This window comes from Roseateles toxinivorans, assembly GCF_004362525.1.
Classification (GTDB): domain Bacteria; phylum Pseudomonadota; class Gammaproteobacteria; order Burkholderiales; family Burkholderiaceae_C; genus Paucibacter; species Paucibacter toxinivorans.
Map to the genome: position 1 here is coordinate 524,507 of NZ_SNXS01000004.1, position 22,518 is coordinate 547,024.

Consider the following 22,518-nt stretch of genomic DNA (forward strand, 5'->3'; position numbering starts at 1 on the left):
TGAACAGCCGGACGGCGTTCAGGGCAGAGGATCGTGGTTTAGTGCGATTTTATCATTTTTCAGCAGATACGGCTCCGCATGCTCGAGCATGAAGTAGCGGAAGGCCTCGGCGGCCGGTGACAGCAGCTTGCTCTGCATGCGCACCAGATTCCAGGTGCGCATCACCGGCGTCTGCTCCACGTCGAGCAGTTTGAGCACACCTGTGCGCAGCTCCAGCCCGAGCGTGTGCAGCGACAGAAAGCTCACCCCCATGCCGGCGATCACCGCCTGCTTGATGGTCTCGTTGCTGGGCATTTCCATCGTGATGCGCGGGGCCAGCTGGTGCTCGCGCAGAAACACGTCCATCACCTTGCGCGTGCCCGAGCCGGCCTCGCGGGCGATGAAGCGCTGGTTGGCCAGGGCCTCCAGCGGTACATGGTCCAGTGCCGACAGCGGGTGCGTCGGTGCCGCGACAAAGACCTGAGGATGGGCGGCAAAGGGCTCGGCGCGGGTGGCCAGTTCCTTGGGAGGGCGCCCCATCACGGCCAGGTCCACGTCGCCGGACTGCAGCAGGGCGACAAGCTGCTCGCGGTTCTGGCAGACCGATAGCTTGACCTCGACGCCGGGGTGCTCGTCGTGGAAGCGGGCCAGCAGATGGGGCACGAAGTACTTGGCCGTACTGACGAGACCCACCGACAGCAGGCCGCTCTCGGCGCCCTTGAAACGGGCCATCGCGTCGTCGGCCTCCTTCAGCGTGGCCAGCAGGCGCCGGGCGTAGACCAAGAAGTACTCGCCGGCCGTGGTCAACGAGACCTGGCGGCCCTGGCGTTCGAACAGCGGCAGGCCCAGCTGAGACTCCAGTTCCTTGACCTGCATGGTGACCGCGGGGGGCGACAGGTGCAGCGCTTCCGCGGCACGGGCGAAGCTGAGGATCTTGGCGACCTCGCAGAACACGCGCAGCTGACGGAAGGTGGCGTTGAGCACGGTTTGATTAAGTAAAAGCTGAATTGAATTCAAATGATATCTGAATTCTCTTTATTTAAGTGAAGACTTAAATTTGCGTCACCGAAATGCAATTGACGGAGTCGCAAATGAACAAGCCGGTCGAAGAGGGTGTCATCACCGACGCCAAGAAGCGCTACAGCGCCGGGGTGCTGAAGTACCGCCAGATGGGCTACTGGGACGCCGACTACATCCCGAAGGACACCGATGTGCTGTGCCTGTTCCGCATCACGCCGCAGGACGGCGTGGACGCCATCGAGGCAGCGGCGGCGGTGGCCGGCGAATCCAGCACGGCCACCTGGACCGTGGTCTGGACCGACCGCCTGACGGCATGCGACAGCTACCGTGCCAAGGCCTACAAGGTCGACCCGGTGCCCGGCATCCCCGGCCAGTACTTCGCCTGGGTGGCCTACGACATCATCCTGTTCGAAGAGGGCTCGATCGCCAACATCACGGCCAGCCTGATCGGCAATGTGTTCAGCTTCAAGCCCTTGAAGGCGGCGCGGCTGGAAGACATCCGCATGCCGGTGGCCCTGGTCAAGACCTTCAAGGGCCCGCCCTGCGGCCTGGTGGTCGAGCGCGAGCGGCTCGACAAGTTCGGCCGCCCGCTGCTGGGCGCCACCACCAAGCCCAAGCTGGGACTGTCGGGCCGCAACTACGGCCGCGTGATCTACGAAGGGCTGAAGGGCGGCCTGGACTTCATGAAGGACGACGAGAACATCAACTCGCAGCCCTTCATGCACTGGCGCGACCGCTTCCTCTATGTGATGGACGGCGTCAACAAGGCCGCTGCCGCCACCGGCGAGGTCAAGGGCAGCTACCTCAATGTGACCGGCGCGACGATGGAAGACATCTATGAGCGGGCCGAGTTCGCCAAGGAGCTGGGCTCGGTGGTGATCATGGTGGACCTGATCATCGGCTGGAGCGCCATCCAGAGCATTGCCAACTGGGCGCGCAAGCACGACATGATCGTGCACATGCACCGTGCCGGCCACGGCACCTACACGCGGCAGAAGAACCACGGCGTGAGCTTCCGTGTGATGGCCAAGTGGCTGCGCCTGGCCGGTGTGGACCACCTGCACACCGGCACGGCGGTCGGCAAGCTCGAGGGCGACCCGATGACGGTGCAGGGCTACTACAACGTCTGCCGCGACAGCTACACCAGGCAAGACCTGGCCCGCGGCCTGTTCTACGAGCAGGACTGGTGCGATATGCGCAAGGTCATGCCGGTGGCCTCGGGCGGCATCCACGCCGGCCAGATGCACCAGCTGCTGGACCTGTTCGGCGACGACGTGATCCTGCAGTTCGGCGGCGGCACCATCGGCCACCCCGATGGCATCCAGGCCGGCGCCGTGGCCAACCGTGTGGCGCTGGAGGCCATGGTCAAGGCGCGCAACGAGGGCCGTGACATCAAGCAGGAGGGCCCGCGGATCCTGCAGCAGGCGGCCCAGTTCTGCGGCCCGCTGCGCCAGGCGCTGGAGACCTGGAAGGACGTGTCCTTCAACTACGCGTCCACCGACACCAGCGATTTCGCCACCACCCCGTCCGTTGCCTGAGCCAGGAGCACAGCACCATGATGAGCAATCCCACCGGCCGCATTACCCAGGGCCAGTTCAGCTTCCTGCCCGATCTGACCGATGACGAGATCCGCGCGCAGATCGACTACGGCCTGGCCAAGGGCTATGCCTGGAGCGTCGAGTACACCGATGACCCGCATCCGCGCAACACCTACTGGGAGATGTATGGCATGCCCATGTTCGACCTGCGCGATGCGGCGGGCGTGATGCTGGAGCTGAAGGGCTGCCGTGAGGCCTTTCCGCGTCACTACATCCGATTGATGGCCTTCGATTCGACGCGAGGCATCGAGTCGATCGTGATGAGCTTCATTGTCAACCGCCCGCCCAACGAGCCCGGCTTCATGCTGCAGCGCCAGGAAATCAATGGCCGCACGATGCGCTACACCATCAGCGGCTACGCGGCATCGAAGCCCGAAGGCCAGCGCTACTGAGCCAGCGGCCATGAGCACCCCGCTGTACGCCATCCCCGGCATTGCCAGCCCTGCGCCGATTCCAGTGACGGCGGCTCCGGTCGCCCCGCGCACCGTCGCCGAGGTGCTGGCGCAGAGCCAGGTCGAGGCGGTGCTGGCCGAGCTCGACAGCGAGCTGGTCGGTCTGGCGCCGGTCAAGCAGCGCATCCGCGACATCGCCGCCTTGCTCGTCATCGATCGCCTGCGGGCCGCCCATGGTCTGGCGGCCAGCAGCCCGTCGCTGCATATGTGCTTCACCGGCAACCCCGGCACCGGCAAGACCACGGTGGCGTTGCGCATGGCCGAGATCCTGCATCGGCTGGGCTATGTGCGCAAAGGCCATCTGGTGGCCGTGACGCGCGATGATCTGGTCGGCCAGTACATCGGCCATACCGCGCCCAAGACCAAGGAGGTGCTGAAAAAGGCGATGGGCGGCGTGCTCTTCATCGATGAGGCCTACTACCTCTACCGGCCCGAGAACGAGCGCGACTATGGCCAGGAGGCGATCGAGATCCTGCTGCAGGTGATGGAAAACCAGCGTGACGATCTGGTGGTGATATTGGCCGGCTACGCGGACCGGATGAACACCTTCTTCCAGTCCAACCCGGGCCTGAGTTCGCGCATCGCGCACCACATCGAGTTCCCCGACTACGGCGGCGAAGAGCTGCTGCAGATCGCCGACAAGATGCTGGCGGCCAGCCACTACCGCTTTGGTGTCGGCACCCGCGAGGCCTTCGAGTCCTATCTGGGCAGGCGCCTGCAGCAACCGCATTTCGCCAACGCGCGCAGCGTGCGCAACGCGTTGGAACGTGCCCGCCTGCGCCAGGCCAGCCGGCTCTACCTTGACCGCGAGCGCGTGCTCGACGCGGTGGCGCTGTCCACGCTGGAGCCGGCCGACATCCTGGCCAGCCGCGTGTTCTCCCAGGAGCTGCGGCCATGAGACTTTCCGCCTTGATCTTCGATGTCGATGGCACGCTGGCCGATACCGAGGAACTGCATCGCCAGGCCTTCAACGAGGCCTTTGCCGAGGAAGGGCTGGGCTGGGACTGGGGCCCGGCGCTGTACACCGAGCTGCTGCAGATCTCGGGCGGTCGGGAGCGCATCCGCGCTTTCCGGCAGCGCATGCAGCCGGACCTGCGCGCCCTTGATGCACTGGCGCTGGACGCGACGATAGACCGCCTGCACGAGCTCAAGACCGCCGCTTACGAGCGGCGGGTGGCGGCCGGCGCGCTGCAGCTGCGCCCGGGAGTGCAGGCCCTGATCGAAGCCGCACCGGCCGCCGGCCTGCGGCTGGCCATCGCCACCACCACCTCGCCGGTCAATATCGGCGCCTTGCTGCGCCGTACGCTGGGACCGGACTGGTCGTACCGATTCGCGGTCGTCGAGGACGCCTCGACCGCCCCGCTGAAGAAGCCGCACCCGCAGGTCTATCGCCAGACGCTGGCCCGGCTGGGCATGGACGCCCGCGCCTGTCTGGCGTTCGAGGACTCGGGTAATGGCCTGGCCGCCGCCAGAGGGGCAGGTCTTGCTACTGTCATCACCCCCACCGCCTTCACGGCGCACCACGACTTCGCCTCCGCCCTGCGGGTATGCGAGTCGCTGCAGGGCCTGACGCCAGAGCGCCTGCGCGAATGGCATGCCGAATCCCTGACTTGCCTGGAATTACCATGACCGACAACAAGCCCGACATCCCGCGCTGGACCCTGACCCGCTACCTGATCGAGCAGCGCCGCCGCTTCCCCGGCGCCAGCGGCGACCTGAACGCCCTGTTACTGGACATCGCCCTGGCCTGCAAGGCCATCGCCCGCATCGTCGCGCGCGGCGCGCTGGCCGAGGGCGGCCCGGCGGCAGGCGACACCAACGTTCAGGGCGAGGAGCAAAAGCCGCTGGATGTGCTGTCCAACCAGCTGTTCCTGCGCATGAACGAGTGGAGCGGCCATCTGGCCGGCCTGGCCTCCGAGGAAATGGAGCTGCCGCAGCCTATTCCCGAGGCCTATCCCCGCGGCAAGTACCTGCTCGTGTTCGACCCGCTCGACGGTTCCTCCAATATCGATGTCAATGTGGCGGTGGGCAGCATCTTCTCGATCCTGCGCGCGCCGGCCGAGCTGATCGCGGGCGAGCACGAGCTCTGTGAGGCCGACTTCCTGCAGCCCGGCGCCGCCCAGGTGGCCGCCGGCTATGCGATCTACGGTCCGGCGACGATGCTGGTGCTGACGGTGGGCGAGGGCACGGTGGGCTTCACGCTGGACCCCGAGCTGGGCGAGTTCCTGCTCACCCATCCGGCGCTGCGGGTGCCCGAGCAGACGCGCGAGTTCGCCATCAACAGCTCCAACAGCCGCTTCTGGGAGCCGCCCGTCAAGCGCTATGTGGACGAATGCCTGGCCGGCAAGGTAGGCGCCCGCGGCAAGGACTTCAATATGCGTTGGATCGCGTCGATGGTGGCCGAGGCGCACCGCATCCTGATGCGCGGCGGCGTGTTTCTCTACCCGCGCGACAGCAAGGACGTGAGCAAGCCCGGCCGCCTGCGCCTGCTCTACGAGGCCAACCCCATCGCCCTGCTGATGGAGCAGGCCGGCGGCCGCGCCAGCACCGGCCGCCAGCCGATGCTGGGCGTCGTGCCGAGCAGCCTGCACCAGCGAATTCCGCTGGTGTTCGGCTCGCGCGACGAGGTCGAGCGCATCGAGCGCTACCACCACGAGCCAGCCCCCGATGTCGCCCCGGCGCCGCTGTTCGCGCCCCGCAGCCTGTTCAGAGACTAGAGAGCCCGCCATGTCAGAACGCCACCCCATCATCGCCATCACCGGCAGCTCCGGTGCCGGCACCTCGTCGGTGACCCGCACCTTCGAGAACATCTTTCGCCGCGAGAACGTCAAGGCCGCCGTCATCGAGGGTGACAGCTTCCACCGCTACGACCGCAAGGAAATGCGCGCCCGCCAGGCCGAGGCCGAGGCTTCCGGCAACGAGCACTTCAGCCACTTCGGGCCGGAGAACAATCTCTTCCCCGAACTGGAGAACCTGTTCCGCAGCTACAGCGAATGCGGCTCGGGCCGGCGCCGACGCTATCTGCACGATCCGGTCGAGGCCGCGCCCTATGCCCAGGAGCCCGGCACCTTCACCGCCTGGGAAGACCTCAAGCCCGATACCGACATGCTGTTCTACGAGGGCCTGCACGGCGCCGTGGTCACCGAGCAGGTGGACATCGCCCGCTATCCCGACCTGCTGATCGGCGTGGTGCCGGTGATCAACCTGGAGTGGATTCAAAAACTCTGGCGCGACAAGAACGTGCGCGGCTACTCGGCCGAGGCGGTGACCGACACCATCCTGCGCCGCATGCCCGACTACGTGCACTACATCTGCCCGCAGTTCGCCCATACCCATGTGAACTTCCAGCGCGTGCCGATGGTGGACACCTCCAACCCCTTCATCTCGCGCGACATTCCGTCGCCCGACGAGAGCATGGTGGTGATCCGCTTCGCCCAGCCCAAGGGCATCGACTTCCAGTACCTGCTGAGCATGATCCACGACTCCTTCATGTCGCGCGCCAACACCATCGTGGTGCCCGGCGGCAAGATGGAACTGGCCATGCAGCTGATCTTCACGCCCTTCATCTGGCGCATGATGGAGCGGCGTCAGCGCGCGCTCTCACTCTGATACGGGAGCACGCACATGACGACCACGACGATTCAGAAGACCCAAGCCAACGCCCTGCGCGCGCTGGCCATGGACGCGGTGCAGGCCGCCAACTCCGGCCACCCTGGCGCACCGATGGGCATGGCCGAGATGGCCGTCGCGCTGTGGGGCGGGGCGCTTCGCCACAACCCGGCCGACCCGCAATGGCCGGACCGCGACCGCTTCGTGCTGTCCAACGGCCACGCCTCGATGCTGCTTTACGCGCTGCTGCACCTGAGCGGCTACGACCTGTCCATCGAGGAGTTGAAGGCCTTCCGCCAGCTGCACAGCAAGACGCCCGGTCACCCCGAGCATGGCCTGACCCCCGGCGTCGAAACGACCACCGGCCCGCTGGGCCAGGGGCTGGCCAATGCGGTGGGGTTCGCCCTGGCCGAGCGGCTGCTGGCCGAGCAGTTCAATCGGCCGGGACATGCCGTCGTCGACCACCACAGCTATGTCTTCCTCGGCGATGGTTGCCTGATGGAGGGCATCAGCCACGAGGCCTGTTCGCTGGCCGGCACCCTCAAGCTGGGCAAGCTGATCGCGCTCTACGACGCCAACGGCATCTCCATCGACGGCAAGATCGAAGGCTGGTTCGCCGACGACACGGCCGCCCGCTTCGAGGCCTACGGCTGGCAGGTGCTGGGGCCGCTGGATGGGCACGATGTCGAGGCGGTGGCGCAGGCACTGGCCCATGCGAGGGCCCATGCCGAGCGGCCCACGTTGATCATCTGCCGCACCACCATCGGCGCCGGCTCGCCGGGCCGCGCCGGCACGGCCAAGGCCCATGGCGAGCCGTTGGGCGCGGCCGAGATCGCCGCCACCCGCGCCGTTATCGGCTGGCCCCATGGCCCGTTCGAGATTCCCGAAGGTGTGCGCCAGGCCTGGGATGCGCGCGAGCGCGGCGCGGCCCTGCAGCGCGACTGGCAGCGGCGCTTCGCCGCCTACCGCGACGCCCACCCGCAGCTGGCGGCCGAGTTCGAGCGGCGGGTGATCAGGCGCGAGCTGCCGCCCGGCTTCGAGATGCTGGCCTTCAAGACCCTGGCCGCCACCGCGCAGCGGCAGGAGGCCGTTGCCACGCGCAAGGCCTCGCAGCAGCTGCTGGCCGCGCTGGCACCGCAGATGCCCGAGCTGCTGGGCGGCAGTGCCGACCTGACCGGCTCCAACCTGACCGACTTCCCCGGGTGCGGCAGCGTCATGCCGGATGACTTCGCAGGCCGCCACCTCAGCTACGGCGTGCGCGAGTTCGGCATGGCCGCCTTGATGAACGGCATGGCCCTGCACGGCGGGCTGATTCCCTACGGCGGCACCTTCCTGACCTTCAGCGACTACAGCCGCAATGCGATCCGCATGGCCGCGCTGATGAAGCAGCAGGTGATCCATGTGTTCACCCATGACTCGATAGGCCTGGGCGAGGACGGCCCCACGCATCAGCCGGTCGAGCATGCCGAGAGCCTGCGCCTGATCCCGGGCCTGGACGTGTGGCGCCCCGGCGACGCGGCCGAGACCGCCACCGCCTGGATCGCCGCGCTGCAGCAGCGTGAGCGCCCCTGCGCCCTGCTGCTGACCCGCCAGGCCCTGCCGGCGCAGCCGCGCACGCCGGAGCAGGTGGTGGCCATCGCCCGCGGTGGCTATGTGCTGTCGGACCGGCCGCAGCCCCGTGCCGTGCTGATCGCCAGCGGCTCGGAGCTGCAGCTGGCCATGGCCGCGCAACGCCTGCTGGACGAGCAGGGCCTGCCGGTGCGTGTGGTCTCGCTGCCATCGAGCTCGCTGTTCGACCGCCAGGAGCGGGCCTACCGAGAGGCGGTGCTCGGGCCGAGGGCCGTGCCGCGCATCGGCGTCGAGGCCGGCAGCACCCGGGGCTGGGGGCACTACGGCTGCGTGGCGGCGCTGGGGCTGGACCGCTTCGGCGAGTCCGCACCGGCCGGCGCGCTGTTCGAGCTGTTCGGCTTCAGTGCCGCGAAGCTGGTCGCGCTGGTGCGGCAGACCCTGGCCCAGGAGGAGGCGGCATGCACGACTACCAACTGATCAGCTTCGACCTGGACGGCACCCTGGTCGACACGGCCGGCGAGATTGCCGAGGCGGTGAACCGGGCCCTGGAGGAGCATGGCCTGGCGCGGCGCCCGACGGCCGAGATCACCCTGCTGATAGGCGCCGGCACGCGCGAGCTGATGCTCAAGCTGCTGGCCCGCATCTTCCACGAGAACCCCTCGCTCAGCGAGCGCCTGGACATCGATGCGTTGCTGGTCAGTCTGGACCGCCACTACGCCCTCACCAGCGGCAGCGCGGCCGTGGTCTATGAGGGCGCCCGCGAGGCGCTGGCCCGGCTGCGGATCGCCGGCATCAAGACGGCCTGCGTGACCAACAAGGAGCTGCGACATGCACGGCGCGTGCTGCAGGCGACCCGGCTGGAGCCTATGTTCGACCTGCTGATCGGCGGCGACAGCCTGGCGCAGAAGAAGCCCCACGCCAGCGTGCTGCGACATGTGGCCCGGGAGCTGGGCGTATGCACCACGCGCAGCGCCCATGTCGGGGACTCGCGCACCGATATCGACGCCGCCCGCAATGCCGGGCTGGCCGCCTGGGCCGTGCCCTATGGCTACAACGCCGGCGAGCCGATCGCCAACGCGCGCCCGCAACGGATTTTCGCCAGCCTCAGCGAGCTTGCCGCTCATGTGCTGGCGCCGCCATCCACCCATTGAAAGGAGGCCGTCATGGCCCTGGTATCGCTGAGACAAGTGCTGGACCACGCCGCCGAGCAGGGCTATGGCGTGCCGGCCTTCAACGTCAACAATATGGAGCAGGTGCAGGCCATCATGGAGGCCGCGCAGGCGACCCGGTCGCCGGTGATACTGCAGGCGTCGGCGGGGGCGCGCAAGTACGCCGGCGAGGCCTATCTGCGGCATCTGGTGCTGGCCGCCGTCGAGGCCCACCCGGACATTCCGGTGGTGCTGCACCAGGACCATGGCGCCTCGGTGGCGGTGTGCGTGCAGGCCATACGCTCGGGCTTCACCAGCGTGATGATGGACGGTTCGCTGCGCGAGGATGCCAAGACACCGGCCAGCTACGAGTACAACGTCGAGGTCACGCGGCGTGCGTGCGCGCTGGCCCATGCGGTGGGTGTGTCGGTGGAGGGCGAACTGGGCTGTCTCGGTTCGCTGGAGAGCGGCGAGGCAGGGGAGGAGGATGGCGTCGGCGCTGCTGGCAAGCTCAGCCACGAGCAGCTGCTGACCGATCCGGCCCAGGCCCGCGAATTCGTGGCCGCCACCGGCGTTGACGCGCTGGCCATCGCCATCGGCACCAGCCATGGTGCCTACAAGTTCAGTCGCGCGCCCACCGGCGACATCCTGGCCATGGCCCGCATCGCAGAGATTCACGCGGCCGTGCCTGACACCCATCTGGTCATGCACGGCTCGTCCAGCGTGCCGCAGGAGTGGCTGGCCATCATCCGGCAGTTCGGCGGCGAGATCCGCGAGACCTTCGGCGTGCCGGTGGAAGAGATACAGCGTGGCATCAGGAGCGGCGTGCGCAAGATCAATATCGACACCGATATCCGGCTGGTGATGTTCGGTGCGATGCGCAGGCTGATGAGCGAGCAGCCGGCCGAGTTCGACCCGCGCAAGGCCTTTGCCGCCGCCCGCCTGGCGGCCAGGGAGTTGTGCGTGCAGCGCTTCGAGGCCTTTGGCTGCGCCGGTCAGGCGCCCAGGATCAGGCCCTTGCCGCTGGAGGCGATGCTGCCTCGCTACCGCTGAAACCGGCTGTCGGCAGCCGGCCCCGAGGCCCTGGCCGGCTGGGTTTTGTCGGGTGCCAAAGAGGCCTGGTCCGACGTAGTATCGTTGGTCCGGGCCCGAGGGGGCTTGCAAGCGGAGGTGCCATGCGTCAGGTCTACGGATTCTTGTTGGCCAGCCTGTTGGGCGCACCGGCACTCGCCCAGGAGGGCGCAGATATTTTCAAGGGCGCCGACCTGGCCCTGGGCCAGCGCCTGATCAAGGAGCATCGCTGTGCGGAGTGCCACGCGCGCAAGTTCGGCGGCGATGGTTCCGGTGTCTACCGGCCGATGGAGCGCGTCAAGACGGCCGGTGCCTTGCGCGGCATGGTCGAGCAATGCAATAGCGAGCTGAATCTGGGCATGTTCCCGGAGGAATCCACGGCGGTGGCCGCGGTGCTGAACAAGGAGCACTACAAGTTCAAGTGACTTGACATGAACGGGCGTGCCTGGCTATATCGTTGAATGCGAATACAATGAGGACACGCCACCACGCCACGGAATCATGGAAGCTCGCAACACCGAAGACAAAGTCTTTGAATCGGTCGCCGAACTGTTCTCGCTGCTGTCCACGCCGATACGGCTGAAGATCATCAGCGCCGTCTGCCATGGCGAGAAGAATGTGTCCGAGCTGCTGGGCGAGATCGACACCACCCAGCCCAATATGTCGCAGCACCTGTCCACGCTGTACCGCAGCGGCGTGCTGTCCAAGCGTCGCGAGGGCACGCAGATCTACTACAAGCTGCAGAGCGACCGCGTCGCCGCGCTGTGCCGGGCCGTCTGCACCCAGGTGGCCATCGAGATGGACCCCGACACCGAGATCGACGCCAAGGAGCGTTTGATGCCGGCCGGGGCGCGCTGACAGGGCTTACTTGAGCTGGGTGCCCGTGGCATCCCACACCTGCACCGTGATGGCAATGCCCTGGCCCACGCTCTGGGTGACTGTGCAATAGCTTTCGAACTGGCTCAGCACCCGCTCCAGGTGCAGCAGCTCGGCGGCCGCGACGCCCAGTTGCAGTCGCGCCGTCATCGCCAGCACGCGAACCCGGCCCTCGGCATTGCGGCCCACCTCGGCCGTGACCTTGCAACTCAAGGGCTCCGGCGCCTGCTTGAATTTGCGTAGCGCGAACAGCAGCGAGTCGCTGAGGCAGTTGGCCACGGCGGCACACAGCAGCTCTACCGGCGAAGGGCCGGCGGCGGCGCCCAGCGGAGGCGGCTCGTCGCAGACCAGGGGCGCCACCGGCGCACCGAAGCGCGCCTCGAAACGGTAGTCCTGCTGCTGGTGCAGCTCGATGCTGATGAAGCTGTTGTCACTCATGCGGATGTCCTTCAGTTTCCGGGCTTGATGCCCAGCTTGCGCAGTATCGACTCCATCAGGCACCAGCGGGTTAAGCCGCTTTGCAGCAGATTGATGCCGACAAAGGCAGTGAACGCCAGCCACCAGCTGTTGACGAACAGCGGGCTGCCGGGCACGCCCAGCGCCAGCGACAAGAGAATGAAAATGCCGGCGACGATGCGCACGATTTGCCAGGTGGTCATGAAGGCTCTCCTTGAGTTGAAATGCCGGTGAGGGCGTGCAGACGATGGCGGTAGGCCATGTAGTACAGGGTTGGTATCACCACCAGGGTCAGGATGGTGGAGACGAAGATGCCGAAGATCAGCGAGATCGCCAGACCGTTGAAGATGGGGTCGTCGAGGATGAAGAAGGCGCCCATCATCGCGGCCATGCCGGTCAGCATGATGGGCTGGGCCCGGGTGATGGCCGAGCGCACGATGGCCCGCTCGAAAGGCATGCCGGCGCGCACCTGCAGATTGATGAAGTCCACCAGCAGGATGGAGTTGCGCACGATGATGCCGGCCAGCGCGATCATGCCTATCATCGACGTGGCGGTGTACTGGGCACCCAGCAGCGCATGGCCCGGCATCACGCCGATGATGGTCAGCGGGATCGGCGCCATGATGATCAGCGGCGTCAGATACGAGCCGAACTGCGCCACCACCAGCAGATAGATCAGCACCAGGCCCACCGCATAGGCCGCGCCCATGTCGCGGAAGGTCTCGAACGTGATCTGCCACTCGCCGTCCCACTTGATCGCGTAGTCGCGATAGCCATCGTCGGGCTGGCTGATGAAGAACTCTTGCAGCGTGCCGCCGCCCGGCGTCTTGATGTCCAACAGCCCGCCGCGCATCGCGAACATGCCGTACAGCGGGCTGTCGAGCTTGCCCGCCATGTCGGCCAGCACATAGTTCACCGGCAGCAGGTCCTTGTGATGGATGGGCTGCTCGCGCAGCGTGTCGCTGACCGTGACCAGCTCGCGTATGGGCACCAGCTTGCCCGCGGTGCTGCGCACGCTCAGCGACAGCAACAGGTCCAGATTGCCCTGTGCCTCGGGCGGCAGCTGCAGCACAGCGGCGGCCGGGTACTTGCTCTGGTCATGCAGATAGGTGACCGCCTCGCCCGACTGCGCCGCGCGCAGCGTGGTGACGATGGCCTGCTGCGGCACACCCAGCAGCGCGGCCTTGCGCCGGTCCACCAGCAGCAGCTTGCGCGGTGCGCTGGCGATGCTGCTGTCGTCCACATCGACCAGGCCGTCGGAGCGTTCCATCAGCGCGCGCACCGCCTTGGCCACCTGCTGGCGGCCCTCGGCCTCGGGGCCGTAGATCTCGGCCACGATGGGCGAGAGCACCGGCGGGCCGGGCGGCACCTCGACGATCTTCACATTCGCGCCATGGCGGCGGGCGATCTTCTGCAGCTCGGGCCGCACGCGGGTGGCGATCTGGTGGCTCTTGTCGGCGCGATCGTGCTTGTCGACCAGATTGACCTGGATGTCGCCCTGCTCGGCACCCGAGCGCAGATAGTACTGGCGCACCAGGCCGTTGAAATTGATCGGCGAGGCGGTGCCGGCATAGGCCTGGTAGTGGGTGACCTCGGGCACGGTGGCGAGATACGCGCCCAGCTCGTGCATCACCGCGGCGGTCTGCTCCAGCGGCGTGCCGGCGGGCATATCGACGACGACCTGGAACTCCGACTTGTTGTCGAAGGGCAGCATCTTCAGCAGCACCAGGCCGGTGGCCGGCAGCAGCAGCGACAGTGCGATCAGCACGGCCACGCCCAGACCCAGCAGCTTGCGGTTGCGCGAGCCGCGCTGAAGATCCAGCAGCGGCTTGAAGACGCGCTCGAAGGTCGGCGCCAGCTTGGCCGACAGGCCATGCAAGGCCTCCGGATCGCCGGCATGATCGGCCGGCAGCGCCTTCATCCACAGCCGCGCCAGCCAGGGCGTGACGACGAAGGCGATAGCCAGCGACAGCAGCATGCCCATCGAGGCATTGATGGGGATCGGGCTCATGTACGGGCCCATCAGTCCGCTGACAAAGGCCATCGGCAGCAGCGCGGCAATCACCGTCAGGGTGGCCAATATGGTCGGGCCGCCGACCTCATCCACCGCGCCGGGGATGATCTGGGCCAGCGTGCGGCCCGGGAACAGCTGCTGGTGGCGGTGGATGTTCTCGACCACCACGATGGCGTCGTCCACCAGGATGCCGATAGAGAAGATCAACGCGAACAGCGACACCCGGTTCAGGGTGAAGCCCCAGGCCCAGGAGGCGAACAGGGTCACCGTCAAGGTCAGTATCACCGCCGTGCCGACGATGGCCGCCTCGCGCCGGCCCAGCGCGATGAAGACCAGGGCCACCACCGAGGCGGTGGCGAACAGCAGCTTCTGGATCAGCTTCTGTGCCTTGTCATTGGCGCTGGCGCCGTAGTTGCGCGTCTCGCTGACCTGCACCTCGGCCGGTATCACGGTGTTGCGGAGCGTGTCGACGCGCTTCATCACCGCATTGGCCACATCGATGGCGTTCTCGCCGGCCTTCTTGGTGATGGCAATCGTCACCGCCGGGTACTCCTTGCCCTGCTCGCCATGCCAGACATAGCGCGAGGGCGTGAGCGGGCCGTCCTGCACCCGTGCCACATCGCGCAGGAACACCGGCTTGCCCTCACGCACGCCGACGACCAGCTCCTCGACATCGCGGGCCGAGGCCAGGAAGGGGCCGGCCTCCAGCGCGATGGCCTGATTGGCGCCGAGCAGATCGCCCAGCGGCAGGCCGGCATTGGCCGACTGCAGCGCCTGGCGCAGCTCGGGCAGGGTCAGGCCGGCGCTGCTCATGCGGCCGGGGTCGATCTCGACGCGCACGGCGCGGCCGGGGCCGCCAAGGGTCGTGACCTCGCGCGTGCCAGGTACCCGCTTGAGCTCGATCTCCATGCTGTGGGCGACACGCTCCAGATCAAACGCGCCGGTGTCGGTACTCTTGCCGAACAGGGTCAGGCTGACGATGGGCACGTCATCGATGCCCTTGGGCTTGATGAGGGGCGCCGAGACGCCCAGGCCCTGGGGCAGCCAGTCGGCATTGGAGTTGACCGTGTCGTACAGGCGCACCAGCGCCTCGGTGCGCGGCACGCCGACCTTGTACTGCACCGTGATCACGGCCAGGCCCGGGCGCGACATCGACATCACGTGCTCGACGCCGGCAATCTGTGACAGCACCTGCTCGGCCGGCGTGGCCACCATCTGCTCCACATCCCGGGCGCTGGCGCCAGGGAAGGGGATCAGCACATTGGCCATCGTCACATTGATCTGCGGCTCTTCCTCGCGCGGCGTGACCATCACCGCGAAGATGCCCAGCAGCAGGGCTACCAGGGCCAGCAGCGGGGTGATCTGCGCGCTCTGGAAGAAGGCGGCGATGCGGCCAGAAGCGCCCATCGGGTTTGGAGTGTTGTCGCTCATGGCTGGCCTCAACGAATGCGGGCAGCGGCGGCGCTGTCCACCACCACCTGCTCGCCGGCGGTCAGGCCGCTCAAGACCTCGACCGATTCACCCTGCGCGGCGCCCAGGCGCACCTGGCGCAGCAGGGGGGCGCCCTTGGCGTCCAGCACGTAGAGTCCCGTCAACTCGGCGCGGCGCACGATGGCGCTGCGTGGCACGCGCAGCGCCGGGGCCGCCCCTGGAACACCCGGTACCAGCACCCGGGCAAACATGCCGGGCACGACGCCGGTGAGCTTGGCCGGCAGGTTCAGGCGCAGCTGCAGGGTGTGCGAGGAGGCGTCCACCAGGGGCAGCAGCTGCGCGCCGGTCGGGACGATGGGCGTGTCGGCAGTGTTGATGCCGGGAATCTCGATCAGCCACCGGGATGGGCCGGCCAGGCTGGCGCCGAGGCTTTGCGGCACATTGGCCGTCACGCGCAGGGCGCTGGGGTCGTAGACGGTGGCCAGCGCGCGGCCGGGCATGGCCATATCGCCCAGGTTCACCGGCAGCTCGGCGATCACGCCGTCGTAAGGGCTGCGCACGATGTTGAAGCCGCTCTGCGTGCGCGCCAGGCCCAGCTGGGCCACCTGCGCATTGACCTGTGCCTGCGTGGCCTTGAACTGGGCCTCGGCCTGGTCCAATGCCGCCTGGCTGATGTAGTGCTGCTTGAACAGCTGCTGCTGGCGCTCGAACTCGCGGCTGGCCAGTTGCAGGGCGGCGCGGGCCGACTGCGCCTGGGCCTCGCTGGCCGTGGCGGCCTGCTCGGCGGCGCGGGCATCGATGCGCATCAGCACCTGACCGGCCTTGACGCGGTCCCCGGCCTTGACGTCCAGTTGCACGATGGCGCCAGCCACCTGGGCCGCGATGACCGTCTGGCGAAGGGCTTCGACCACGCCGTCGTGGCTGGCCATGGTGCCGTTGGCCTGGCTGCGGATCATCAGCGTTTGCAGACCACCCGGGCGCGGCGCATCGGCCGCATGAGCGGCTGCACCGAACCCGCTCAACAGCGTGAGCAGGGTGAAGGCGAGGGCGCGATGACGGGCTTGCATGGGTTTCATGATGTTTCGTGGCATTGCTGCTGGACAGGGTTGCATCGTTGTCGTATTATTTAGCTATTAACGCAAATAGTCAAACGCTGAATGAAACAACACACCCAAAACAGGTGAACCCCATGCCGGAACTCACGAAGCCAGCCGCAAGCTCAATGATGGAAGCGCTGCCCGAGCCCGCACTGCTGCAGGTGGCGGGCTATTTTCAGGCGCTGTCCGAACCTACCCGCTTGCGAATTCTCAATCTGCTGCGCGAGCGGGAACGCAATGTCGGCGATCTCGCCACGCTGTGCGGCTACAGCGCGGCCAATGTGTCGCGCCACCTGAGCCAGCTGCAGCAGCATGGGCTGGTGGAGCGGGAGAGCCGCGGCACCAGTGTCTACTACCGCATTGCCGACCCGGCCGTCTATGCGCTTTGCGATCTGGTCTGCGGCCAGCTGGCGCGCCAGGCCGAGCGCGAAGCCAGCATGCGAGCCGCGTTTCTGCCCAAGACCTCCAGCTGACCCCGAACCTCAACCGAAAGCTCACCACCATGACCCATGCCCTGCTCCAACTCGACCCCGTCCAGGCCAGCCAGATCCTGGCTCAGGGCAATTGCTGGCTGATCGACGTGCGCGAGCCGCATGAGGTCGCCCGCGCCGCCTATGACCTGCCGCAGGTGATCACGCTGCCGCTCAGCGAGCTCGAACGCCGCCACCCCGAGCTGCCCCGCGATGCCGACCTGATCATGGCCTGCGCCGCCGGCGGCCGCAGCATGCAGGCGATGCAGTTCCTGCTCCATCACGGCCACACCCGGGTGCGCAATCTGAGTGGCGGCATGGGCGCCTGGCGCGCCCATGGCCTGCCGGTGCGGCTGGGTTGACCGGCCGCTGATTGCCCGCTTCAGTGCGGCAGCTGCAGCCGCGCGTGGATGCGCCGGGTGGCCTGCCAGACGACCCACAGCACCAGCGGGATCGAGGCGCCGGCGCACAGCTCCGGGTTGATGTTCAGGCCCGTGGACTTCAGCGCCTTGCCCAGGTACAGCAGCAGGCTGACGACGTAGTAGGAGATCGCCGCGATCGACAGGCCTTCCACCGTGGCCTGCATATTCAGCTGCAGCGCCTGGCCGCGCGTCAGCTTGGCCAGCAGCTGCTGGTTCTGCGCCTCGGTGGCAATGTCCACACGGGTGCGCAGCAGGGCACTGGCGCGTTCGATGCGCTGCGACAGTGAGGTGAGGCGTTGGGCCGTGGCCGCCACTGTCGCAATCGCCGGCGAGAGCCGGCGCTGCATGAACTCGCCCAGCGTCTGCGTGCCGGGAATGGGCTTCTCACGCAGCTCGGCGATGCGCTGGCGCACCAGCGCGTCATAGGCCTGGGTGGCCGAGAAGCGGTAGAGGTGCTCGGCGGTGGCCCGCTCGACGCGGGCCGCGACATGGATCAGCCGGTCCAGCAGCTCGGTCTCCGAGACCTGGCGGCTCTCCAGGCTGGCCGTCACTTCGGCCAGCGCGGCCTCCGACTCGGCCAGCGTGCTGCCCAGCACCTTGGCCACGGGCAGGCCGCGCAGCGCCATCAGGCGGTAGATTTCCAGCTCCAGCAGGCGCTGCGAGATGCGGCCGGCGCGGGTTTCGCTGGTGCCCGGCGCGGCGATCACCAGCATGCGTTCGAAGCCGCTGTCACGCAGGCGGAAATTGGTCACCGCCATCGAGTGACCATTGCCCATCAACGAGGCCACCACGCCGCCGCCGCCAAGCCATTGCTGACCCAGCGCCAGCGCGGCATGCGGATCGCTCAGATCATGCTCGACCATGGCCAGCTTGACCGCCGCGACGGTGCGGCCCGGAATGCCACGCAGCCAGTCGGGGTCCACCCGCAGCGAGGCCAGCAGCTCGGGCTCGCTGGCGCCCAGCAGGGCGCCGGGCGGCAGCGGCTGCACGATGGCATAGCGGGTGAACTCGCTGTGGCGCTCCCATTTGACCGTATGGTCGGCAAAACGCAGCCGCAGAAAATTGTGTTGCAGGTCGTCCACGGTGAGGTGCTGCTGCCGCGACAGGCGGCGCAGGTGCTCGCACTCCTGCTGCCGCGTGACGTCCTTGTTCAGCACCGCCACGAACACCACCAGGGCCGGCAGCCTTATGCGGGCCGAGGGCCGCGCGTGGACCTCGTTGTGGAGCTCATGGCGCAGGGCGTCATCGCTCGGCAGTGCGGAGGCAGTAGTCGTTGCGGGGGATGGGCTTGTCATGCCGTGCCTGTTGCTGTGTTGACCGTGGGCCGATTGTCGACCATGCGGTCTGCGCTGGCGCAAGGCCGGCGCCGCCCGGGCGAACCACAATCGTCGGGCAACGACAGGGGCCGATGAAAAAGGTAGACATGAATGCCGATCCGGCGCTGGCCGCGCTGCAGGCCTTGATCGCCTATCTCGCCCATGAAGGCGAGCCGATGATCGTGCTCGACCCCGCCTACAACATCCTGGGCGCCAACCCGGCCTACCGTCGCCAGTTCGGTCGTGCCGGCGAGCCCGTGCTGGGCCAGAAGTGCTATCGCGTCTCCCACCATTACGATGTGCCCTGCGACCAGGCCGGCGAGCATTGCCCGATGCGCCGCTCGCTCGAACTGGGCGGGCCGGATCGCGTGCTGCACATCCACCACACGCCGCGCGGGCCCGAGCATGTGAATGTCGAGTTGCGGCCAATCCTGGACCCGCAGGGCAGGGTGCTGGCCTATGTGGAGCGCCTGTGCACGGTGCGGCATGCCTCGGCCGAGCCCAGCGCCGAGGGGCTGGTGGGCCGCTCCGCCGTCTTCATGGCGGCGCTGGAGTCGCTGCAGCGCGTCGCGCCCTCGATGCTGCCGGTCCTGCTGCTGGGTGAGTCGGGTACCGGCAAGGAACTGTTCGCTCGCGCGCTGCACGAGGCCAGCCCGCGCGCCGGCGGGCCTTTCGTGGTGGTGGACTGCTCGGGCCTGAGCGAGGCGCTATTCGAGAGCGAGCTGTTCGGCTACGAGAAAGGCGCCTTCACCGGGGCCCATGCGCGCAAGCCGGGCCTGGTCGAGACCGCCCAGGGCGGCACCCTGTTCCTCGATGAGATGGGCGATGTGCCGCTGGCCATGCAGGTCAAGCTGCTGCGACTGATCGAGACCGGCGGCTACCGCCGTGTCGGCGGCCTGGAAACCCGCCAGGCTGACTTCCGGCTCGTCGCCGCCACCCATCAACCCTTGGCGCGCATGGTGGCCGAGGGTCGCTTCCGCGAGGACCTGTACTACCGCATCAACGCCTTCCCGATCGAGCTGCCGGCGCTGCGCGAGCGCCCGGAGGACATTGCCCTGCTGGTGGACTCCATCCTGAAACGCGAGGCGCCCGCCGGCGTGCCATTGAGCCTGACCCCTGCCGCGCTGGCCCGCTTGCAGGCCCATGCCTGGCCGGGCAATGTGCGCGAGCTGCGCAATGTGCTGGAGCGAGCCCGCCTGTTTGCCGACGACGGCCTGATACGGGTCGAACATCTACCGTCCGGGCTGGCGCGAACGCCGGTGCTGCCCGCCGCCAAGCAAGCGTGTGACGAGGCACTGCTGCACGCCGTGCAGGGCTTCACCGGCACGCGCCGGACCCTGGCCGCCCGCCTGGGGCTCAGCGAACGCACGCTCTACCGCCGGCTCAAGGCGCTGGGGCCGGACTGACGACCGGTCTGCCATCTGCCATCGCAGTACTGCCAGTGGCAGTGCGGCGGTGGCAGCGTGCTGCCGCCCGCCGCGGTCAAGTGCTTGATGTGATTGAGGTTCTTGGCTGCCTGGTAGCTGGCATGGATCTTGAGTTCACCTGGCTGGCGAGCCAAGGTCCGGGCCTCCTGTCTGGATCGGGTCTCGCTGGAGATTCGTCATGAACACCCGCACCCTGCCGCTTGCCGCAAGTCCTGACCCCGAGCGCCGAGTTTGGCTGCTGGCCACCGGCGCGGCCGGCGGCATGGCCGTGGCGGCCACGGCCATCCCCTTCGTGTCCTCTCTGGCGCCCAGCCAGCGCGCGCGGGCGCAGGGCGCCGCGGTCGAGGTGGACATCTCCGACCTGCCCCCCGGCGGCTCGAAGACGGTCGAGTGGCGGGGCAAGCCGGTCTGGATCATGCGGCGCACGCCCGAGATGCTGGCCGCCTTGCCGGCCCTGGACGGGCAGCTCGCCGATCCGAAGTCGCTTCGCGAGCAGCAGCCGGCCTATGCGCAGAACGCCTGGCGCTCGGTCAAGCCCGATATTTTCGTGGCCGTGGGCATCTGCACCCACCTGGGCTGCTCGCCCAGCGCGGTGCCGGCGGGCAGCGCCAATCCCAGCGTCGGCGCCGACTGGCCCGGTGGCTTTTTCTGCCCCTGCCACGGCTCCACCTTCGATGCTGCCGGCCGCGTGTTCAGGAACAAGCCCGCGCCCAGCAATCTGGAGATTCCGCCGCACCGCTTCGCCAGCGAGACACGCCTGCTGATCGGCGACGAGGAGGCCTAGCTGCTCTTGGCGGGCAGGTAGAGCCGGTCCGAGTAGGTCGCCAGCCACTGCGGCCGGTAGGCCACGGCAATGGCCACGCACATGCCGGTCAGGAAGGCCTCGGCGAAGGCGTTCAGCACGCGGGCAATCATCAGATCGGCCGGCAGCGTGCCCTGCAGCGCCGCATGCAGGCCGATGTCGGCGGCGCTGGTCAATGCATAGGCGGCAAAGGTGCCGAAGAAGCCCCGGCCGAGGATGTAGATGAACAGATGGTGGGGCAGGTAGCGGCGCAGCAGGGCGCCGATGGCCAGCGTCAGGCTGGCCGGCACGATACCGAGCCAGATAAGCCGGTGCAGCGCCTCCGCCACGCTCAGGTCCCCGGCCAGGCAGGTGATCAGCGCGGCCGGCAGCATGGCCAGCACCGCCAGCGGCCAGCCGGCAAACAGCACCAATAGCGCCGCGCCCGATAGCGGCTGAGCCACCGGCACCGCATAGCGATCCACGCCCCAGAACAGCGGCAGCAGTGCCGCCAGGAACAGCCAGGGCCAGGGCGGGCCGTCACCGCCGAGCGCCGCCCAGGGCCGCAGGCCCAGGGCGACTGCAAGGGCGGACACAGCGAGTATCAGATGAGCGACGAAAGGGCCGTCGAATACAGAAGCGGGCATGGCCCGCTAGGTTCTCACAGTTTCCCGGACTTGGCCCGCGCAGTGTCTTCGGCAATGTGCCTGCGGAAGTAGCGCATGAAGAACACCCCCATGCCCAGCATGAAGATGATGCCTGCCGCGCTCATCAGGCCGGCGTCGGTGGTGAGCAGTTCCTTGAGTAGGGGCATCGCGTTTCCTTGTTCGGGACGATGGTTTGTTGTAGACCCGTCCGAGGCTGATCCTGTTGACGAGGGTCAACCATGCAGCCCAATGACGCCGAAACTCAGGATGTGCGTCAGTGCATCAGCCCGTTCAGCTCGCTCCAGCTCATTGCCTGGGCGGCAAAAGCGGTGCCATCGCCCGTCTGCAGAAAGCCGCGTGTCAATTCGGCCATGCGTGCATAGAGGGCCTCGGCGATACCCGAGCCGGCGCTCAGGCGGCGCACGCCCAGGCGTGCCAGCTCGGGCGCCAAGGGCAGGCCGGGCAGGGCCAGCAGATTGACCGGCAGCTTCGTTCCGGCGCAGATCGCGGCGATGTCGGCGGGCGCCCGCGCACCGGCGGCAAACAGGCCATCGGCGCCGGCCTCGGCGTAGAGCCGGGCGCGGCGCAGGGTCTCCTCGACGCGCAGCTCGGGCGCCACCAGGCCTTTCAGATATACATCGCAGCGGGCGTTGATGAACAGGCGCAGGCCCTGGCGCTCGGCGGCGGCGCGGGCCTGCTCGATCTTGCGGCACAGCAGTTCGGGGGTGTCGCGGCCGTCCTCGATATTGATGCCCACGGCGCCCGCGCCAACGATGGCCGCAACGTTGTCGCCCACCGTCTGCGGATCGTCCGAGTAGCCGCCCTCCATGTCCACCGTCAGCGGCACCTTGAGCTTGGCGGTGATTTCGCTCACCGTGGCCAGCAGCTGCGCCACCGGCAGGTGGTGGCCATCGCCCTCGCCATGGGCCCAGGCCACGGCGGCGCTGCTGGTGGCCAGGGCGGGCACACCCAGCGACTGCATCACGAGGGCGCTGCCGGCGTCCCAGGCATTGGCCAGGAGCAGGATCGTGTCGGCATGGTGCAGCGCGTGGAAGGCGGTGGCGCGGGTGTTGTGGTCCATGAAGTCCTCCTGAAAAGGGCAAATCCTCGCATGCAAGCTATTTGCTGTCCGGTG

24 protein-coding genes are annotated in these 22,518 nt (G+C 67.8%); 15 read left to right on the plus strand and 9 right to left on the minus strand.

Features of this window, described 5'->3' with window-relative positions; translation table 11 throughout:
• Window positions 1–18: 18 nt before the first annotated feature.
• A complete protein-coding gene (locus DES47_RS17505) occupies window positions 19–963 on the minus strand; it encodes a LysR family transcriptional regulator (protein WP_133702003.1) in 945 nt (314 codons plus the stop codon).
• Window positions 964–1,070: 107 nt separating this feature from the next.
• Between DES47_RS17505 and DES47_RS17510 the strand changes: the two genes are divergently transcribed.
• The 11 genes from DES47_RS17510 (at window position 1,071) to DES47_RS17560 (ending at window position 11,304) form a co-directional block, all read left to right on the plus strand.
• Window positions 1,071–2,537, plus strand: coding sequence for a ribulose-bisphosphate carboxylase large subunit (locus tag DES47_RS17510; RefSeq protein ID WP_133702004.1), 1,467 nt, complete (start codon window positions 1,071–1,073; stop codon window positions 2,535–2,537).
• A gap of 17 nt (window positions 2,538–2,554) precedes the next feature.
• The gene (locus DES47_RS17515; protein ID WP_133702005.1) at window positions 2,555–2,989 is read left to right on the plus strand and encodes a ribulose bisphosphate carboxylase small subunit; all 435 of its coding nucleotides are present in this window, start codon (window positions 2,555–2,557) and stop codon (window positions 2,987–2,989) included.
• A gap of 10 nt (window positions 2,990–2,999) precedes the next feature.
• Entirely contained in the window at window positions 3,000–3,947 is a 948-nt protein-coding gene (gene cbbX / locus DES47_RS17520) for a CbbX protein (RefSeq protein ID WP_133702006.1), read from the plus strand.
• Complete coding sequence (locus DES47_RS17525; RefSeq protein WP_133702007.1) at window positions 3,944–4,678, plus strand: HAD-IA family hydrolase; 735 nt, start codon at window positions 3,944–3,946, stop codon at window positions 4,676–4,678. The genes cbbX and DES47_RS17525 overlap by 4 nt, the downstream gene beginning before the upstream one ends.
• Window positions 4,675–5,766, plus strand: a complete 1,092-nt coding sequence (locus tag DES47_RS17530; RefSeq protein ID WP_133702008.1) for a class 1 fructose-bisphosphatase — start codon at window positions 4,675–4,677, stop codon at window positions 5,764–5,766. The genes DES47_RS17525 and DES47_RS17530 overlap by 4 nt, the downstream gene beginning before the upstream one ends.
• 10 nt (window positions 5,767–5,776) lie before the next feature.
• On the plus strand, window positions 5,777–6,658 hold the full coding sequence (locus tag DES47_RS17535) for a phosphoribulokinase (protein WP_133702009.1): 882 nt from the start codon (window positions 5,777–5,779) through the stop codon (window positions 6,656–6,658).
• Window positions 6,659–6,673: 15 nt separating this feature from the next.
• Window positions 6,674–8,704 (plus strand): transketolase, encoded by a 2,031-nt coding sequence (gene tkt / locus DES47_RS17540; protein WP_133702010.1) that lies wholly within the window; start codon window positions 6,674–6,676, stop codon window positions 8,702–8,704.
• Window positions 8,686–9,378: an HAD-IA family hydrolase gene (locus DES47_RS17545; protein ID WP_133702011.1), complete on the plus strand. Its 693-nt coding sequence runs from the start codon at window positions 8,686–8,688 to the stop codon at window positions 9,376–9,378. The genes tkt and DES47_RS17545 overlap by 19 nt, the downstream gene beginning before the upstream one ends.
• A 12-nt stretch (window positions 9,379–9,390) precedes the next feature.
• A complete protein-coding gene (fba, locus tag DES47_RS17550) occupies window positions 9,391–10,428 on the plus strand; it encodes a class II fructose-bisphosphate aldolase (RefSeq protein ID WP_133702012.1) in 1,038 nt (345 codons plus the stop codon).
• A 122-nt stretch (window positions 10,429–10,550) separates the two neighbouring features.
• Complete coding sequence (locus DES47_RS17555; protein ID WP_133702013.1) at window positions 10,551–10,871, plus strand: hypothetical protein; 321 nt, start codon at window positions 10,551–10,553, stop codon at window positions 10,869–10,871.
• A 76-nt stretch (window positions 10,872–10,947) separates the two neighbouring features.
• Window positions 10,948–11,304 carry an ArsR/SmtB family transcription factor gene (locus DES47_RS17560; protein WP_133702014.1) on the plus strand — a complete coding sequence of 119 codons (357 nt, stop codon included), beginning with the start codon at window positions 10,948–10,950 and terminating at the stop codon, window positions 11,302–11,304.
• A gap of 6 nt (window positions 11,305–11,310) precedes the next feature.
• Here DES47_RS17560 and DES47_RS17565 read toward each other — a convergent pair whose 3' ends face one another.
• The 4 genes from DES47_RS17565 to DES47_RS17580 are packed head-to-tail and all read right to left on the minus strand — an operon-like array spanning window position 11,311 to window position 16,299.
• Window positions 11,311–11,760, minus strand: coding sequence for an OsmC family protein (locus tag DES47_RS17565; RefSeq protein ID WP_133702015.1), 450 nt, complete (start codon window positions 11,758–11,760; stop codon window positions 11,311–11,313).
• A gap of 11 nt (window positions 11,761–11,771) precedes the next feature.
• Window positions 11,772–11,981 (minus strand): YgaP family membrane protein, encoded by a 210-nt coding sequence (locus DES47_RS17570; RefSeq protein ID WP_133702016.1) that lies wholly within the window; start codon window positions 11,979–11,981, stop codon window positions 11,772–11,774.
• Window positions 11,978–15,223 (minus strand): efflux RND transporter permease subunit, encoded by a 3,246-nt coding sequence (locus tag DES47_RS17575; protein WP_243748357.1) that lies wholly within the window; start codon window positions 15,221–15,223, stop codon window positions 11,978–11,980. Before DES47_RS17575 ends, DES47_RS17570 begins: the two co-directional genes overlap by 4 nt.
• An 8-nt stretch (window positions 15,224–15,231) precedes the next feature.
• On the minus strand, window positions 15,232–16,299 hold the full coding sequence (locus DES47_RS17580) for an efflux RND transporter periplasmic adaptor subunit (RefSeq protein ID WP_133702017.1): 1,068 nt from the start codon (window positions 16,297–16,299) through the stop codon (window positions 15,232–15,234).
• Window positions 16,300–16,448: 149 nt separating this feature from the next.
• Here DES47_RS17580 and DES47_RS17585 point away from each other — a divergent pair, with 149 nt between their 5' ends.
• Window positions 16,449–16,793 carry an ArsR/SmtB family transcription factor gene (locus tag DES47_RS17585; RefSeq protein WP_133702194.1) on the plus strand — a complete coding sequence of 115 codons (345 nt, stop codon included), beginning with the start codon at window positions 16,449–16,451 and terminating at the stop codon, window positions 16,791–16,793.
• A gap of 29 nt (window positions 16,794–16,822) precedes the next feature.
• Window positions 16,823–17,152: a rhodanese-like domain-containing protein gene (locus DES47_RS17590; RefSeq protein WP_133702018.1), complete on the plus strand. Its 330-nt coding sequence runs from the start codon at window positions 16,823–16,825 to the stop codon at window positions 17,150–17,152.
• A 20-nt stretch (window positions 17,153–17,172) separates the two neighbouring features.
• Here DES47_RS17590 and DES47_RS17595 read toward each other — a convergent pair whose 3' ends face one another.
• A complete protein-coding gene (locus DES47_RS17595) occupies window positions 17,173–18,507 on the minus strand; it encodes a DUF3422 family protein (RefSeq protein ID WP_133702019.1) in 1,335 nt (444 codons plus the stop codon).
• Window positions 18,508–18,620: 113 nt separating this feature from the next.
• On the opposite strand from DES47_RS17595, the gene DES47_RS17600 reads away from it, so the two are divergent.
• Both DES47_RS17600 and petA read left to right on the plus strand, forming a co-directional pair.
• Window positions 18,621–19,934, plus strand: coding sequence for a sigma-54 interaction domain-containing protein (locus DES47_RS17600; RefSeq protein WP_133702020.1), 1,314 nt, complete (start codon window positions 18,621–18,623; stop codon window positions 19,932–19,934).
• A gap of 199 nt (window positions 19,935–20,133) precedes the next feature.
• Window positions 20,134–20,739, plus strand: a complete 606-nt coding sequence (gene petA, locus DES47_RS17605; RefSeq protein ID WP_133702021.1) for a ubiquinol-cytochrome c reductase iron-sulfur subunit — start codon at window positions 20,134–20,136, stop codon at window positions 20,737–20,739.
• Here the strand turns inward: petA and DES47_RS17610 are convergent.
• The 3 genes from DES47_RS17610 to DES47_RS17620 all read right to left on the minus strand — a co-directional run bounded on the left by DES47_RS17610 (window position 20,736) and on the right by DES47_RS17620 (window position 22,464).
• Window positions 20,736–21,383 carry a hypothetical protein gene (locus DES47_RS17610; protein WP_133702022.1) on the minus strand — a complete coding sequence of 216 codons (648 nt, stop codon included), beginning with the start codon at window positions 21,381–21,383 and terminating at the stop codon, window positions 20,736–20,738. The genes petA and DES47_RS17610 overlap by 4 nt on opposite strands.
• 14 nt (window positions 21,384–21,397) lie before the next feature.
• Entirely contained in the window at window positions 21,398–21,550 is a 153-nt protein-coding gene (locus DES47_RS17615) for a DUF3149 domain-containing protein (protein ID WP_133702023.1), read from the minus strand.
• A 107-nt stretch (window positions 21,551–21,657) separates the two neighbouring features.
• On the minus strand, window positions 21,658–22,464 hold the full coding sequence (locus DES47_RS17620) for an isocitrate lyase/PEP mutase family protein (protein WP_133702024.1): 807 nt from the start codon (window positions 22,462–22,464) through the stop codon (window positions 21,658–21,660).
• Window positions 22,465–22,518: the final 54 nt, after the last annotated feature.

Coding starts and splice junctions, on each gene's coding strand:
- DES47_RS17510 (WP_133702004.1), top strand. CDS start 1,071: ATGAACAAGCCGGTCGAAGAGGGTGTCATCACCGACGCCAAGAAGCGC.
- DES47_RS17515 (WP_133702005.1), top strand. CDS start 2,555: ATGATGAGCAATCCCACCGGCCGCATTACCCAGGGCCAGTTCAGCTTC.
- cbbX (WP_133702006.1), top strand. CDS start 3,000: ATGAGCACCCCGCTGTACGCCATCCCCGGCATTGCCAGCCCTGCGCCG.
- DES47_RS17525 (WP_133702007.1), top strand. CDS start 3,944: ATGAGACTTTCCGCCTTGATCTTCGATGTCGATGGCACGCTGGCCGAT.
- DES47_RS17530 (WP_133702008.1), top strand. CDS start 4,675: ATGACCGACAACAAGCCCGACATCCCGCGCTGGACCCTGACCCGCTAC.
- DES47_RS17535 (WP_133702009.1), top strand. CDS start 5,777: ATGTCAGAACGCCACCCCATCATCGCCATCACCGGCAGCTCCGGTGCC.
- tkt (WP_133702010.1), top strand. CDS start 6,674: ATGACGACCACGACGATTCAGAAGACCCAAGCCAACGCCCTGCGCGCG.
- DES47_RS17545 (WP_133702011.1), top strand. CDS start 8,686: ATGCACGACTACCAACTGATCAGCTTCGACCTGGACGGCACCCTGGTC.
- fba (WP_133702012.1), top strand. CDS start 9,391: ATGGCCCTGGTATCGCTGAGACAAGTGCTGGACCACGCCGCCGAGCAG.
- DES47_RS17555 (WP_133702013.1), top strand. CDS start 10,551: ATGCGTCAGGTCTACGGATTCTTGTTGGCCAGCCTGTTGGGCGCACCG.
- DES47_RS17560 (WP_133702014.1), top strand. CDS start 10,948: ATGGAAGCTCGCAACACCGAAGACAAAGTCTTTGAATCGGTCGCCGAA.
- DES47_RS17565 (WP_133702015.1), bottom strand. CDS start 11,760: ATGAGTGACAACAGCTTCATCAGCATCGAGCTGCACCAGCAGCAGGAC.
- DES47_RS17570 (WP_133702016.1), bottom strand. CDS start 11,981: ATGACCACCTGGCAAATCGTGCGCATCGTCGCCGGCATTTTCATTCTC.
- DES47_RS17575 (WP_243748357.1), bottom strand. CDS start 15,223: ATGAGCGACAACACTCCAAACCCGATGGGCGCTTCTGGCCGCATCGCC.
- DES47_RS17580 (WP_133702017.1), bottom strand. CDS start 16,299: ATGAAACCCATGCAAGCCCGTCATCGCGCCCTCGCCTTCACCCTGCTC.
- DES47_RS17585 (WP_133702194.1), top strand. CDS start 16,449: ATGGAAGCGCTGCCCGAGCCCGCACTGCTGCAGGTGGCGGGCTATTTT.
- DES47_RS17590 (WP_133702018.1), top strand. CDS start 16,823: ATGACCCATGCCCTGCTCCAACTCGACCCCGTCCAGGCCAGCCAGATC.
- DES47_RS17595 (WP_133702019.1), bottom strand. CDS start 18,507: ATGACAAGCCCATCCCCCGCAACGACTACTGCCTCCGCACTGCCGAGC.
- DES47_RS17600 (WP_133702020.1), top strand. CDS start 18,621: ATGAAAAAGGTAGACATGAATGCCGATCCGGCGCTGGCCGCGCTGCAG.
- petA (WP_133702021.1), top strand. CDS start 20,134: ATGAACACCCGCACCCTGCCGCTTGCCGCAAGTCCTGACCCCGAGCGC.
- DES47_RS17610 (WP_133702022.1), bottom strand. CDS start 21,383: ATGCCCGCTTCTGTATTCGACGGCCCTTTCGTCGCTCATCTGATACTC.
- DES47_RS17615 (WP_133702023.1), bottom strand. CDS start 21,550: ATGCCCCTACTCAAGGAACTGCTCACCACCGACGCCGGCCTGATGAGC.
- DES47_RS17620 (WP_133702024.1), bottom strand. CDS start 22,464: ATGGACCACAACACCCGCGCCACCGCCTTCCACGCGCTGCACCATGCC.